General features: G+C 59.8%; 8 protein-coding genes. All 8 read right to left on the reverse strand.

From position 1 onward, the window contains the following. Positions 1-263: 263 nt before the first annotated feature. The 8 genes from N005_RS13585 to flgH all read right to left on the reverse strand — a co-directional run bounded on the left by N005_RS13585 (position 264) and on the right by flgH (position 14,985). A complete protein-coding gene (locus tag N005_RS13585; RefSeq protein ID WP_047702221.1) occupies positions 264-1,190 on the reverse strand; it encodes a ketoacyl-ACP synthase III in 927 nt (308 codons plus the stop codon). 333 nt (positions 1,191-1,523) lie between these two features. Then, entirely contained in the window at positions 1,524-4,430 is a 2,907-nt protein-coding gene (locus N005_RS13590) for a TIGR00180 family glycosyltransferase (protein ID WP_047701657.1), read from the reverse strand. 63 nt (positions 4,431-4,493) lie between these two features. After that, positions 4,494-8,075 carry a glycosyltransferase gene (locus N005_RS13595; protein WP_047702222.1) on the reverse strand — a complete coding sequence of 1,194 codons (3,582 nt, stop codon included), beginning with the start codon at positions 8,073-8,075 and terminating at the stop codon, positions 4,494-4,496. A 109-nt stretch (positions 8,076-8,184) separates the two neighbouring features. After that, on the reverse strand, positions 8,185-9,750 hold the full coding sequence (locus tag N005_RS13600; protein ID WP_047701658.1) for a flagellar hook-associated protein 3: 1,566 nt from the start codon (positions 9,748-9,750) through the stop codon (positions 8,185-8,187). Between the two features lie 13 nt (positions 9,751-9,763). Further along, positions 9,764-11,830 carry a flagellar hook-associated protein FlgK gene (gene flgK, locus N005_RS13605; RefSeq protein ID WP_047701659.1) on the reverse strand — a complete coding sequence of 689 codons (2,067 nt, stop codon included), beginning with the start codon at positions 11,828-11,830 and terminating at the stop codon, positions 9,764-9,766. Between the two features lie 10 nt (positions 11,831-11,840). Next, complete coding sequence (gene flgJ / locus N005_RS13610) at positions 11,841-13,148, reverse strand: flagellar assembly peptidoglycan hydrolase FlgJ (RefSeq protein WP_047701660.1); 1,308 nt, start codon at positions 13,146-13,148, stop codon at positions 11,841-11,843. Between the two features lie 10 nt (positions 13,149-13,158). After that, a complete protein-coding gene (locus tag N005_RS13615; RefSeq protein WP_167336855.1) occupies positions 13,159-14,244 on the reverse strand; it encodes a flagellar basal body P-ring protein FlgI in 1,086 nt (361 codons plus the stop codon). 45 nt (positions 14,245-14,289) lie between these two features. Beyond that, the gene (gene flgH, locus N005_RS13620) at positions 14,290-14,985 is read right to left on the reverse strand and encodes a flagellar basal body L-ring protein FlgH (protein WP_047701662.1); all 696 of its coding nucleotides are present in this window, start codon (positions 14,983-14,985) and stop codon (positions 14,290-14,292) included. Positions 14,986-15,018 lie beyond the last annotated feature (33 nt).

Raw genomic sequence — 15,018 nt, forward strand, 5'->3', positions numbered from 1 at the left:
TAATAGTTATCGTCGGATTGGGAACTTGCTTGAGGGCTTTTTTCAAAAAAATTGCTAGCAGGTTGCCACCCCTTGAGAAACAAGGGGTTAGCTCAGGGAAAAGGCTCGAAAAAATGGCGCCAAAAACCTGCTTCATCCAATTGCGGGCAAAAAAATGGGAGCAGGCTTGCTCGCGAAAGCGGTAGGTCAGCTTGTATCCGTGCTGAATCCAACGACGCCTTCGCGGGCAAGCCCGCTCCCACATCACATCTCAGGTTGATCTATCAGTCGCGATAGAGAATCGCCGAACCCCACGACAGGCCCACGCCGAAACCGCTGATTGCCACGCGCTTCCAATCAGCATCCAGAACGTGCTTTTCCAGCAACAGCGGAATGCTCGACGACACGGTATTGCCGGTCTCGACCATGTCCTTGATAAATTTTTCAGGCTCGCCCTCGAAACGCCGCGCCACGGCATCGACAATCGCCGCACTACCCTGGTGGATGCAGAAAGCGTCGATATCGCTGGCTTGCAGCGAGGACTCATTCAGCAGCTCGTGCAAATGGGCCGGTACTTTCAGCAAAGCAAAGTTGAACACCTGGCGACCGTTCATGAAAAACACACCGTCGCTGACCTTCAGGTGCGGCGCACCGGATCCGTCGGTACCGAACTTGGATTTGCCCAGCTGCCAGTTGGCGCCCTCGGCCATCCACGTAGCCGTGGCGGCATCGCCGAACAACATGGTGGTGTTGCGATCTTCAGGGTCGACGATTTTCGAATACGGGTCGGCGGTGACCAACAAACCGTTCTTCAGCCCAGCAGCCTCCATGAAGCCCTTCAAGGCATAGATGCCGTACACGTAGCCCGAACAGCCCAGTGATATATCGAACGCCGCCACATGGGTTGGCAGCCCGAGCTTGTCCTGCACGATGGCGGCCGTGTGCGGCAACCCCTCTTCATCACCATTTTGGGTGACGACGATCAGCGCATCGATGGATTCGCGCGAAAGTCCCGGATTGTTGGCAAACAATGCGTTAACCGCTTGTACACACAGGTCCGAAGTTTCCTGGTCAGCGTCTTTGCGCGGCAGGAACGCCGAACCAATCTTGCCAAGGATGAACTCTTCATCCTTCTCGAATTTGGCACCCTGAGCGTAGTTATCCACACCAGCGGTCGGCACATAACTCGCTATGCTTTTTATGCCAATCATCATGGCTTCCCGATCATGAACAGCGACTAGGTTCACCCCCGAAAGCTCAGGGGCGCTTCAAATGGTTGATTTCCAAGGGCGGACGCCTGGTCTGGCGAACGAATGAGCCTCCACTCCATGGAACACAATACAGTGAAGATGCACTTTATGACCTATGCGTCACGCCGTTTTGTCCTGAAGGGGCATTTTTTCACGACAAACGAAGCCGTGTCACTTCCCAGAGGGGGGATCGAACACCGGACAAAGTTCCTGGAAATGGCGGCGTGATCAGAGAGGGAAGACGCCGGCAGGTTTCAGTTGCCGGCGTTGAGGGAAAGCCTTGTACGGCTGGGGTTACGCAGCAGGTGTGTCCAGCAAGTCGAGCCAGGGTACGTTGCGCACCGGCCCCAGGGCGAAACCCCTGCCTTCCAACGCCAGGTTCGCGTTGTAGAATCGATCCTGGGCCAACGCCTCGGACCACTTTTCACGCAGTGCCGCACGCGCCTGTGGCGTACTCGGCAGTACGCCGGACTGGATAACCTGCACATGCGGCGTCCATACCGTCAGGTACCCGGCCTGGCCGACTCTGAGGCACAGATCCACATCTCCCAGGGCCTCATCGAACAAACCGCTGTCTATGCCGTCAGCCGCTTCGAACAACTGCTTGGAAATCATCAAGCAGGCAAAGGACACCGCCGAGCAATTCTGCTCGACGACAAGTCTGTTCATGTAGCCTCTGGCAGTCTTCGGTTCACCAACGAATGCCGAGCCGACTTCGCCGTTCAAGCCCAGGATCAGGCCCGCCTGGGTGACACGTCCATCGCGCTCGACCAGCTTGGCACCCACCACTCCGACTTCCGGACGCAACGCCTGATTGAGCAGCGATTCGATCCAGTTGACGTTCACTACTTCGCTGTCAGCCGCCAGCGTCACCAGATAGTCGCCCTTGGCCTCCTGGCTGGCCGCGTTGATCAAAGAGCCCGTCGCCATGTCTTGTTCGATATCCAACAAGTGAACACGACTTGCCTGGTGTCCCTGCCCCTGGAGCCAGGTACGCAGCACAGCGTTGTCTGCCGCGGCGGCGCAGAGCAACACCTCATAGCGCTGATATCGCGTGCGCTGCAGCACGCTGAGCAGACAGCGTTGAAGGGACGTCAGCTCGCAAGCACCATGGATGATGATCGACACCATGGGCCGTTCGGCAAAGCGGTAGTCGATTTTATGCGTGCCCGGCACGACCGCGCTCACATCGGCCTGATAGCCACGAACCGCCAGATGACGCAACAGGGTCTTGCGCTCATCGGCGTTGTCTTCCACCGTCGGCGCCTGGCAAATCAGTAGCGGCTCATCCAGGTGGGCAAGCCCCTCCAGGCCGTCCTGCTCGATCAGGCGCAATAACAGATCGAACTCCATCGCATTCTTGAACTCGCGCGAATAACCGCCGAGCTTTACCAACATCTCGCGTCGTACCAGCCAATGCCGGGCCATCAACGCCGGGGAGCTTTGCAGCAAATCAAGGTTGAATCCTGGCCGGAAGACATCGGCCAGCGTCCCGTCAGGCTGGCGATGGAACTCATCCATTGCCACGGCCTGGCACTGTGGCGCGGCCAACAATTCGACACCCGCACGGAACAGACCGCCCGGCGTCAATTCATCGCCGGCCTCGGCCATGACCATCCAATCACAATCGCTCTGGCTGATAACCTGATTGATCTTGTCGACGTAGTTGCTTTCGTTGACTTTGACAAAATGCAGGACCTGCTTGGGTGTCGTCTCGGCCGGCAGGTCACCGGTAGTAAACACGACAATCTTGAACGCCCGGCAATAGCCATTGATCACGCTGTCGAAGGTTGCCTGCATCTTGAATAGGTCGGCGTCCAGATCCAGGATCAAAATGCCGAAATTCGGTCCACCTTTGCGAGTGGCCAGGTATTTGGACACTTTCTGGGCTTCACTGGCGCTTGGTTCACGCGCATCGAGCCAACGCAGCAACTGACCGGACCGCGTGGCGTCGAACAACCTCGCGGTGTTTTCAAAGGCCGCCGTCTTGAGCCGTTGTTCCCAGGCCTGGAGCATTTGCACGTAGCGCTTGTCACCCTTGGCTTGCATGACCTCGAGCAGCTGCTCCACCAGGTCCTGGTTGAAGGCATAGCTCAGGAAAGCCCTCGCCAGCTGTTCATCAAGCGGCTCGGCGCTGGTGTTGCGCTGAGGGCGGGACAACTCCTTCTGCTTGAGCATGACCGCTTCCAGTTCCTTCAACTGCACCGTACCGCTTGGCGCCGCATGAAGCAGAAACTCCAGGGAAGTGAGCACGTCGAAAAAAGCCTGGTTATAAAAGGGCAATTCAACGTATTGCGTCGGCTCGAAACGCCGAACCGGTTCGCCACGCCGTGAATCCCAGGTCGACTCGAACAATTTCCCGGCCTGCGGCACCGAACGTTCGACCAGCTTCTTGAGCATGGCCCGAACATGCTCCCGCGCCGAAGCATCAATACCCAAGACTTGGGCCAACATAGTGCCCATGCGCTCCTGTTCAGCGGCCGCTCGCAAGTCCTCGGTACCAGGCGCCATGCCAACCGGGTTCCGTGGCTTCGCCACGCGACTGCGCTCGTGTACAGCGTAAGGAATGTCCAGCAAACGGACCTTTGCATCCGCCACCACCCCAAGGGAATGGCCAGCCTCCTGCAACCGGGAATCAAAACCGACGGGCAACGAAGCGTAACTGCGCCGCAAGGCTTCAGTGCGCGTGAGGGCATTCACCAGGGATGGGCAATCCTCGGCAAACACAGCTAACCGAGCGTCAGCCGATGCATTGGAGTAATCCTCACGTCCCTTGCGATCGAGCAAGTAATAGTCGACACGGTCGGCATGCGCTTCGAACGCCAGGCCATAGCCTTGGCAGGCACCATATTCAGTGTGCGTCTCCAGGAAACTCAACGCCTGCTCGAGCCCCTGGGGTAGCAGAAAACCCTCGACATCGGCAATCGCCAGGTAAGGGGTGGCGACTCGCTCGACAGCCTGGCGAACCTTGTCGCCGAAACCAACGGCTGCTGGCGCGTGCAGGTATTGCACGCCCGGGCACGCCGCCGTGATATCAGCGTCGATCAGGCTTGATGAATCGATCACCAATACGGCAAATGAACTGTCGCGGTAGTGACGCAACGCCCGCCGCAAGGCAGTCGACTGGTCGTGAGCGAGCAGCACCAGAGTAACCCGTTCATTGAACGGCGCAGTCGATCCTGCTGGGACATTGCTTTGCATATTCATTCCTTAACGAGTGGGTGGCCGCACCAGCGATGGCGGGAGTCTCGCGGTTGAAACCCATCAATCCGGCAGCCAACCATTGGCCCAATACTGCAGGTTGTCGCCGCGCAAGATAAAATCGCGCAGCACCACTTCACGTAATTCGTCGCCCATCCGGTAGCTGGCAATCGGATCGGCCAGGTGCATACGGATTGCCTCCAGCCATTCTTCGGTGCTGTTGGTGAGGACCCGTGTACAAGGCAAATGCCCCCGGTATGCCTCGGTATCCGAACAAATGACCGGATAGCCGCATGCACCGTATTCCAACAGGCGAAGATTGCTTTTGCAGTCGTTGAAAATATGGAATTCCAACGGCGCCAAGGCCAGGTCGAGATTCAGGCTGGCAAGCTTCTTCGGATAATCCGCCAGGCTCACGCCCTGATGAAACTCATGGATATAGGGCTTGAGTAAATCGGGACACATGCCAAAGAAAACCCATTCGACTTCATCAGCCAACTCCCGGACGACATCGGCGATGAGCTCCAGGTCGCCGCGGTGGCTGGTGCCCCCTCCCCAACCGATACGAGGCTTGCTGGAGGTTGCACGCTGGCTTCTGAGCCGGTTCCACAGGCCAGCCGCCAGCATGTTCGGCACGACGCGGATGTCGTGGTGCATGCTGGACAGGACGTCTGCCAGTGGGTGGGTTGACACCACGACCCGGTCACACAGGCCTATCCCTCGACGCAGCAAGTCCTCAAGGTTGTCCGGCATGTTGCGGCGGTGTTCGTTTTTCTCCGGGACCTTGGCGATGTAGTCGTCCAACTCGTAGATGCGCATGGCGTTGGAGTAAGTCTTGACCTGAGTGATGTCCTTGAACTTACCGACGTTATAGCGACCTTGAAGGATGATTACATCCGGCGACTGGCGCTCGATGTCGATGATCGAGGGCGTATCGTAGGCCACACGCCCCACGATTCGCCCAGCCGCCTCCAGCTCGAATAACGGTTGGCTGACCCGGTAATGCCCCACCGCTGAAGTATTGACCGCCAGCCCCAGGATCGAAGGGACGTTGCGGGTGACCAACGGATTCCAGCCGGTGCGTGGTCCAGGCTCGAGACTGAAGCTTTTCCCGGTCAGGGTCAGGTTACGGTTATAAGCGGGATCGTTGGCGATCCTGGGCAACCAGCGCTGATAGAACGCTTCTTGTTCATGCTCCAGTCGCTGCTTCCATGCAGGATCACGACTGGCTTCCACACCGGCCGCCAGCACGACATCGCTGTAAGGTGTAGTGACGATCAGGTAACCGTTTTTTCCGACCTGCTGGCATAACTCCAAAGAGTTGATCCGCTGCGTAGTGATCGACTCATCGAAGCCGCCGGCTTCCTCCAGAACCTGCTTGCGTACCAACAGGCAGTGATCGCCGACAGCGCTCCAGTTCTGCACCGTCTGCAAGCGCTGCATATAGCCGCCAGACGTGACCGACTCGTTGACGAAAGCCCTGCCTGCCAACCCACCCAGCCCCATGATCATACCGGAGTCAATGACCCGGCCTTGCTGGTTGAGTGTGCGAGGTCCGACGATCCCCACTTCGGGACGCAGTCCATGATTGAGCAACTCATCCAGCCAGGCAGTTTCCAGCAGGATGCAATTGGGGTTGAGCAACAACAGGTACTCACCGCGGGCATGCTGGGCGGCGAAATTGCGGATCACGGCTTCGCTGCCGCTTCCCGGGTGCAGGAATATCCGCAGCTTTTCACTGCCCAGCTCTGCCATGGCCCGTAGCCAATGCTGCAGCTCGGGGTTCTCACTGGCGTTATCGACAATGATGATTTCGTAATGCGGATACGCGGTCGTGCTGATCAGGCTGTTTACGCAACGTTCCAACGCGCCCAGGTCATCCTTGACGCTGATGACGATGGACACCAGGGGGCGCGTATCGAACAGGTATTCGATACGCGGGACCAGCGCCAGGAGCGGTCCCGGATGCAGCCGGTGCGGCACGCCGATACGCTGTAGATGAGTGCCGATCAGCCGGGCGTTTTGCTCGATGACCTCGGGCAACGACAGCCATTGGGCAAATGAAAATATCGATTCGACCTGGACTTCCGGGATGTGACTGATGACCTGCGGTCCATCCGTCTCCACCAATCGCCAGATCAAGTCATGGGGCGCCAACTCGCCCAGGCTCGAATCGAATCCGCCCGAGGCCAGGAATCGGGCACGCTCGAAGGCGAGTGTCCGGCCGACATAGGGATAACCGCGCATCAGGTCGAGATTGAAGTCGGGCTTGAAAATCGGCTCCACCGACTTGTCATCCACCAACGCACCTTCATCGCTGTAGATACAGGCAGAAGCCGGCGAGCTGACAATCCGGTCGGCCATTATCAGCAGCGCAGACTCCGTCAGGCGATCGCCGGCACGCAGCAGATAGAACCAGTCAGCCCCGTCCAGTTGAGGCAACAGCCCATTGAGCTGCTGCGCCCAGTCCGCTTGCAGGCCAAGGCGCAGGACATGGTTGTCCACGGCCTGGCGCCCATTGGACAACAGCAGCACCGATTCGCAGGCATAGGCTTGGTCAGCGATGCTCTGCAGGGTAATACCCAACGCATAAGGATCGTCCTGCTCATCGATGATGACGGGTACGATCATGGGTCGATAGGCCCAGCGAGCGATCTGCCGGGACAAGACCTGCTTGCGCAATGGGCTGAAATGTCGACACGCCAACCATTGCACATAGAGGTCTGCGTAACTTTCGATGTCAGTACCGACTTGCGAACCGATGACACCCTGGCGAGTCGCAATGACCGAGTAAACGTTGATTTCTTCCCACTCGGACGTCTCTGGATCCTTGTTGTGCTCCAGCGCCAGGTAGCGCACCCAGCCACTGGCTGGTGCCGGCTCGCCGCTGCGCTGGGCCAGCATTTCCTTGAGCCACGTCAGCTCCACCGTGGCCGCTTCAAGCATCTTTGCCTGACGCGCCAGGCGCTCCGGATGCAGCCGCTGGCCGCTTCCTTCGGCGTAAAGCTGAACCAGATTACCCCGGCGCAACAGGCAGATGAACAAGGCAAAATCGAGGACAGCCTCGAAACCCTCACCGGGCCGGGCCAAGGCCGGCAACAAGGCCTCGACATCTGCGCGACGCATTAATGCGCCACTGAAACCGCCGAGAATATTGCGGGTGGTTTTTTCAAAATACGCCAGCATGTCGCTGCCGTTGAACATCGCATCGAACAGCGTGATGCCGGTGTTTTCAACACGTACCGGCAAGGCGTAATTGTCTGCATCGATTAAATGATGCTTGTTGATCACCAGCGATACTTGCGCATGCTCCTGCAAGATGGCCGCCTGCTGCTTGACGCAGAACGCCAGCAACTGGTCGTCATCGCACAGGAACTTGATGAATTCGCCCCGGGACTCTTCAAGGCAGCGCAACAGATTCTGCTGGAATCCCAGCCGGGTCGGGTTATGCAGGTAGCGCACCGCAACATGAGAGCCCATGCCAATTTGCTGAACAATCTGCTCGATTTCATCGGTACGGCAATCGTCGCAGATGACAATCTCGAGATTCTCGTAGGTCTGCTCGAGCGCGCTTTGCAAGGCGAGGCGGAAAAAGCGAGGGTTGAACGCGGGAATGGCAATGCTGACAAGAGGAGCTGATTTCACACGCATGGCTCTCAACCGTTGGGCGCCAACTCAGGCGAGAGCAGGACGTCCTGGATCGTATAGAGGAACGAGTCAGGGACCGCTTATAGCGTCACGGCCCCTGCCTGAATCACATTTTGTTGAACAAGCCCAATTGAGCGATCTTGCTGAAGGCCAACTGCGACGCCTGCAGCATAGTCTGCTGCAAGGTCAGGCGCGTCATCACTTCGGCGGGATCGGAATCACGGATTGCAGACTGGGTTTGCGAGTTCGCCAGGACAAAGCTCTGATTGGTATCGCTCTGGGTATCGAGCGCCTGCCCGCGGCCGCCCACCGAACTCAGTGCACTGGTCAACTGGTCGGTGCCGCTGGCCAGGTTACCAATACCCGAAGCCAATGCCGCATTCAGTTTCTGGATAGCGATGTTGTCGCCATCGGCTGGGGTGTTCAAAGCCGTTCGCAACTGGTTCACGGTATCCAGGATGTTCTGCGTCTCATGGGTATTGACCGCGATGCTGAACTGATCGTTGGCGGCCGGGGCACCGTTGAGGGTAAAACTCACACCGGATGCAGTGGCGACGTTGCCCGCCAGCGTGCCGCTGGACACCGGTTTGCTGTCAGCAGTCAGTGGCGCGGCGTACAGATCGAAATCCGTGGCGCTGGTGAACTTCAGCACCGCCGACCCCGTCGGGAAGCTGGCGTGGTACGCCACCGGATCGGTGATTGCGCTACCGGTGATCTGGGTTGCGGTGGTATTGCCCGGGCTGCGGGCCGGAGCGAACGAGTCGGGCTTGGCGGCCAGGGTGAACGTATGGCCAGGCAAGACCGTGCCGGCAACATCACCCGCCTGAAGGTTGACGTTCAGGGTCAAGTCTACGCCACGAAAGCTCACCGTCTGCCCGGTCTGGTTGTTCGGCTCGATGACCCCGCCCTTGCTGGCTTCGGCAGTCACATCATTGCCACTCGAATCGGTGATTTTCAGCTGGGTGCCGCTGGCAAACTCCACGGTGTACGGCTCACCACTGCGAAACTGGCTGTTGTAGGTCACACTGGAGGACACTTGGCCGTTGGTCAGTACGACGCGCCCGTCATCCACTGCCGGCGCGGTCATGGTGACCTGGCTGCGACTGGTGTTGATGGCTTGCTGGAACGCATCCCAACCGGTGCTGTTGGTGGCCATGGTCATGGTGTCGCCGATCGGCAGGTCAAGGGTGACCTGGTCACCGTTGTAGCTGTAGCTGCCGTCGTCGTTATGAGTGAACGGTACGACATCGCCCTTGGAACCGGAAAAGATGTACTTGCCGTTTTCATCCTTGGTGTTCATCAGGCTCAGCAGCTGCTCTTCGATCGAGCCCAATTCCGAGGCAACCGCTTTGCGGTCCGAGTCGGTGTAAGCGGCGTTACCGGCACTCACGGCCAATTCCTTGGCGCGCTGCAGCACATTGCCAATACTGGTCATGACCGCTTCGGTCGTGCCCAAAGTCGCCTTGATGGTGGTGACGTTGGTTTCATATTGGGAAAGCATCGAAGCCTGGTTGCCCAACTGCAGCAGGCGCGAAGCGCCCACTGGATCATCAGCGGCGGTGTTCACACGCACCAGGCTGCTGGCTTCTTCGCTGGTCTTGACCACCTTGGCGAAGTTCTTCTGGTAGTTCGCAGCCGTGCTTTCGTAGAACTGAGAAGTAGAAATGCGCATGGGCTACGGCTCCTTAAAGACTGTTGATCAATGTGCTGAAGATTTGCTGCGCCGCCTTGATGATCTGCGAAGACGCGGTGTAGTACTGCTGGAACTTGACCAGGTTGCCGGTTTCCTCGTCCAGGTCCACGCCTGACAACGAGTCGCGGGCATTTTTGGCGTTGTTCAGGATCGCGCCGGTGGCGGCGCTGTCGAGCTTGCCCTGGGCCGCCTTGGAACCTACGCCCTCCACCAGCTTGCCGTAGGCATCACTCAGGGAAATACCACCGCTGGAGGAACCGGTGTCGACGGTCTTGGCAGTCTGCAAGCCAGCCAGGACAGTGCCATTACGGTTGTCCAGGCTACCCGCCTGGCTGACGCTGACGTTGATGGCGGCACCGTTGGACGGTGCTCCGGCGATGGACATGGCGAAGCCGACGGTGCGCTGCACCGGCGGTACGGAGGAATCCATGATCGGGTTGCCGCTGGCGTCCTTCAGCGGAACGCTCAGATTCAGCGTATTGCTTTGACCAGGGGTGATCGTGCCAGCGCTGAGTGTGTTGCCTTGGGCATCGAGCAGTTGGTAAGCCTGGCTGGTGCCATCGGCTGAGGTCGCCCCGAACAACACCTTGACCGGCATGGAGGTCTTGATGCCGTTCTGGATGACGGTCGTCGTCGCCGCGTCGTAGATGTCCAGGCTGGTCGTCAACTTCGGCTGGCCGCTGGCCGGGATGGTCAGCGTGCCGCTGCCGCCCGCCGCGATGGCTGCGCCCAACGGCGCAGCCATCGCCAGCCGTTTGGAGTCGGTCATCTCGGTCTTGATGTTGCCCGCCGCGTTGCGGGTCGGCGTGATCTTGAACGAGTCGCCGGCCGCTGCGGTGCCGCTGGCGAAGGTCATCGAGAAACCGTCGATCTCCGGTGGCGGCGTGGTTGCGGTGCTGAACGCACCCATCGACGAGCCATCGGGCAAGCGCTGAACGGTGTAGTTGGTACCGCTGGTGAACGTGACCTTGTAGTCGTTGGTGGTCAGTTTGCCGGCGTCGGTAATGGCCACATTGAAGTTGCCGGAACCTGCACTGTTGGTCAGCGCGGCAACGCTGCGCTGACTGACCTGCGTGGCACTGTTGATGTCGTTGAACAGGTTGGAACCAAAGGCACCGTTCATGTCGATGCCCGACGCCTGTACGGTGTTCATCTGGTCAGCGACCACCAGGGCGACTCGACCCAGTTCATTCATCGCCGGGTCGAGTACGGTGCTGCGATAGCGCATCAGGCCACCGATCTCGCCGCCGGTGAGCACAGAGGTGAGATCCATGGAGCTGGAGCCGCTGTTGAGCTGGATACCCATGCGTCCCGGATCGTTCTTGTCCGGTACGGCTTCCAGGGTATTGACGATGGTGCCCATTACCAGCGGCTGGCCGGAACCCAGGTAGATGTCCAGGCTGCTGCCGTTCTCCACGACCTGGGTACCGGTGAACGTCGACAGTTGGCGAATGGCTTCGCCACGGGAGTCCAGCAGATCGTTGGGCGCGCCGCCGGCGTTGGAGACTTCAGCGATTTTCTTGTTCAACTGGGCAATGGTGGTGGCCAGGTCGTTGACCTGGTTGACCATGTTCGACAAGTTGCCGTTGATGTTCTGGCTCTGCTCGGTCAACTGGCTGGAAATCGAGTTGAACCGGTTGCTCAAGGCCTGGGCATCGCTGAGCAGCAACTGACGGGACGCATCGTCACCCGGCTTGGCATTGACGTTCTGCACCGACGCGAAAAATTTGGTCAGCGCGCCGTTGAGGCCGGTGCCGCTGTCCGAGAGCAGGGAGTCCAGAGGCGTGATCTGGCCCTGGAAGGCCGCCGCATCGCTGTTGAGCGAAGTGGTGGTTTTCAGCTGTGCTTCAAGGTAGGAGTTGTAGACCCGACGCACGTCGGCCAGGGTCGTGCCGGAGCCAATGAACACGTTGCCGTATTGATTGGAGGCCTTGGTGGTCTGCACGGTCTGCTGACGCGAATACCCGGCGGTATCGACGTTGGCAATGTTGTTACCCGTGGTCACCAATGCGGTCTGGCTGGCTGACAGACCCGACATCCCTATATTGAGCAAACTCATGGTTCAGACCTTATAAAGTCGTGGTGGCGCCTGCGGATGCGTAGTTCTGCGAACTGGTCATCTGCCGGGCTATATGCGAAATCTTGCTGGCGTAGTGCGGGTCGGTGGCGTAACCGGCCTTCTGCAACTCGCGTACAAACTGTTCCGGGTTATCGGCCGACTTCAGCACAGCTTGATAGCGACTGTTGCTTTGCAGCAGATTGACCAGGTCATGGAAACTGTCACGGTAAGAGGCATAGGAACGGAACTCGGCCGTCTCCTTGACCATCTCGCCATTACGGAACTCACTGGTGATTGCCCGCGCCGAATCGCCTTTCCAGTTCTGGCTGGCCTTGATGCCGAACAGGTTGTGACTGCTGCTGCCGTCGGGTTGGCGCATGACCGATTTGCCCCAACCGGTTTCCAGGGCAGCCTGGGCCACCAGGTAACGCGGGTCGACGCCAATGCGGTCCGCCGCTTCCTTGGCCATGGGCAACATGGCGTTGACGAACTCGTCGGCATCGCGGAAGGCTTTGCGGGCCGGCGCCAGCGGTGGCTGTGCCACGGCGCGACCATAGACCTGCATGTTCCCGCTCGCTTCGGAAGCCTTGAGCGTGGCCAGCCAGTCGCCATTGGCCATTTCGCCAGAGGCGGACCTGGTGGCGGCGACGGCGCGATCCGAGCGAATGTTCTGCGCCGGCACATCGGTAGCGGCATTGGTCGATGCCGAAGGCACCAGGCCGGCCAGCAGGCGGTCGGCCAGTTTCGGCGGCAAGGCCAGGCGGCGCTGGTTGAGCAGCTCCATGTCGTTGCGATGACTGCCCTCGCCCGCCCCTTGCGGCGCGCTGACGGCCCGCGAAGCCCAGAGCGGACGCTGGCCACTGTGGCGCGACAAAGGCCCGTCGGTGGGCAAGGTTCCGGCAGCCACCGGAGTGGGCACCGCCTTGATCTTGTCCAACGCCTCTTGCTGCTTGGCAGCCGACGCCGCGGCCGCTTCGCCCGGCGCCAACGGTTTGTTCTTGGACATCTGGCGCAGCAGGACATCGGCCAGGCCGATACCACCCCCTTCGCGAGACATGGAAACGGCCAACTGCTGGTCGTACATTTCCTGATACTGCTTGGCCTCAGGCGTATTCATGGGGTTGTCCTTGCCCAACGCCTCGGTGGCAGAGCGCATGGACTTGAGCATTTCGCCGAGGAACAGCGACTCGAATTCCTGGGCCACTTTGCGCAGGTTGCCATCGCTGTTCTTGTCGCCAACCTTGAGCTGGTTGAGGCGGTTCAGGTCCGAGTAGGACCCCGAATCGCCACTGATCAAAGCGCCCTTGCGCATATCCATGGCCCGCTCCTCAAATCACGATCAGGTCGGCTTGCAACGCGCCGGCCTGCTTCAAGGCTTCGAGAATCGCCATCAGGTCACCCGGTGCCGCGCCGACCTGGTTCACCGCCCGGACGATTTCATCCAGGGTAGTGCCCGGGCCGAACTTGAACATCGGCTTGGCTTCCTGTTCGGCATTGACCCGCGAACGCGGTACGACAGCAGTCTGGCCATTGGACAACGGGCCAGGCTGGCTCACGATCGGGTCTTCGGTGATGGTCACGGTCAGGCTGCCGTGGGTCACGGCGGCCGGCGAAACCTTGACGTTCTGGCCGATCACGATGGTGCCGGTGCGCGAGTTGATGATGACCTTCGCCACGGCCTGGCCCGGGTCGACCTCGAGGTTTTCCAGGATCGACAGATAGTCGACGCGCTGGCTCGGATCCAGGGGGGCGGTGACACGGATCGAGCCGCCGTCGATGGCCTGGGCCACACCTGGGCCGAGCATGTCGTTGATCTTGTCGACGATGCGCTTGGCGGTGGTGAAGTCGGAACGGTTGAGGTTCAGCGTCAGGCTGTTGCCCTGGTTGAAACCACTCGGCACCGCACGTTCCACCGACGCACCGCCAGGGATACGACCCGCCGACGGAACGTTGACGGTGATCTTCGAACCGTCGCGACCCTCGGCGTCGAAACCGCCGACCACCAGGTTGCCCTGGGCGACCGCATAGACGTTGCCGTCGATACCCTTGAGCGGCGTCAGCAGCAAGGTGCCGCCGCGCAGGCTCTTGGAGTTACCGATGGACGACACGGTGATGTCCACCTGCTGACCGGGCTTGGCGAACGCCGGCAGATCGGCACTGACCGACACCGCCGCGACGTTCTTCAACTGGACGTTGCCGGAACCCGGCGGCACCTTGATGCCGAACTGCGACAACATGTTGTTGAAAGTCTGCAGGGTGAACGGGGTCTGGGTGGTCTGGTCGCCGGTGCCGTTCAGGCCCACGACCAGGCCGTAGCCGATCAACTGGTTGGAACGCACGCCGGAAATGCTGGCGATGTCCTTCAGACGCTCGGCATGAGCGGTAAAGGCTGCCGACATCAGCAACGCACCCATCAACAGCTGTTTGAGGTTCAACCGCTTAAGATTCAACTGGGCCACCTAGAAAGGGAACTTCGGGCTGAGGAAGAAACGGTCGAACCAGCCCGGCTGACTCGCATCGGCAAAGGCACCGGTACCCGAGTACGTGATGCGCGCATCCGCCACACGGGTGGAAGAAACGGTGTTGTCGGTCGCAATGTCATCTGCACGAACCATGCCGGCGATGCGCACCAGTTCGTCACCGGTGTTGAGGGTCAGCCACTTCTCGCCGCGCACGACGATGATGCCGTTGGGCAATACGTCGGCGACGGTCACAGTGATGGAACCGGTCAGGCTGTTGCTCTGGCCGGACTTGCTGTCGCCCTTGGTGGCCCGGTCGGAGCCGTAACCGGCGTTGAGGCTCAGGTCGTTGCTGCCGATGGGGTTGTTGGTGGTCAGGCTGGAGCCGAACAACGAGGTGAGGCCGACACTGGTGTTGCTGGTCTTGTCCACCTGGGAGTTGGCGTTCTTGCTCGCCTGGGTCCGCTCGTTCAGGGTGATGGTGATGATGTCACCGACCCGGAATGCCTTGCGGTCGCTGTACAGGTTCTGTTCGAAACCGGCCTGGTAGATCGAGCCATTATTGGCGGCGGCCGGCAACGGCGTGCGCGGCAACACCGGAGCGTAGTACGGGTCATTGGGCCTGGGCGTTGGCGCGACACATCCCGCAAGCGCGGTGATCCCACTCAGTGCCAGTACAGATACAAAGCGTTTCATGACCCTACCTCTCGGTGTTGCAGGCGACCTTGA

This window comes from Pseudomonas mediterranea CFBP 5447 (assembly GCF_000774145.1).
GTDB classification, from domain to species: domain Bacteria; phylum Pseudomonadota; class Gammaproteobacteria; order Pseudomonadales; family Pseudomonadaceae; genus Aquipseudomonas; species Aquipseudomonas mediterranea.

What these genes read in the sequence shown, in the direction of transcription:
- N005_RS13585 (WP_047702221.1), bottom strand. Translation starts at nt 1,190, where the DNA reads ATGATTGGCATAAAAAGCATAGCGAGTTATGTGCCGACCGCTGGTGTG.
- N005_RS13590 (WP_047701657.1), bottom strand. Translation starts at nt 4,430, where the DNA reads ATGCAAAGCAATGTCCCAGCAGGATCGACTGCGCCGTTCAATGAACGG.
- N005_RS13600 (WP_047701658.1), bottom strand. Translation starts at nt 9,750, where the DNA reads ATGCGCATTTCTACTTCTCAGTTCTACGAAAGCACGGCTGCGAACTAC.
- flgK (WP_047701659.1), bottom strand. Translation starts at nt 11,830, where the DNA reads ATGAGTTTGCTCAATATAGGGATGTCGGGTCTGTCAGCCAGCCAGACC.
- flgJ (WP_047701660.1), bottom strand. Translation starts at nt 13,148, where the DNA reads ATGGATATGCGCAAGGGCGCTTTGATCAGTGGCGATTCGGGGTCCTAC.
- N005_RS13615 (WP_167336855.1), bottom strand. Translation starts at nt 14,244, where the DNA reads ATGGGTGCGTTGCTGATGTCGGCAGCCTTTACCGCTCATGCCGAGCGT.
- flgH (WP_047701662.1), bottom strand. Translation starts at nt 14,985, where the DNA reads ATGAAACGCTTTGTATCTGTACTGGCACTGAGTGGGATCACCGCGCTT.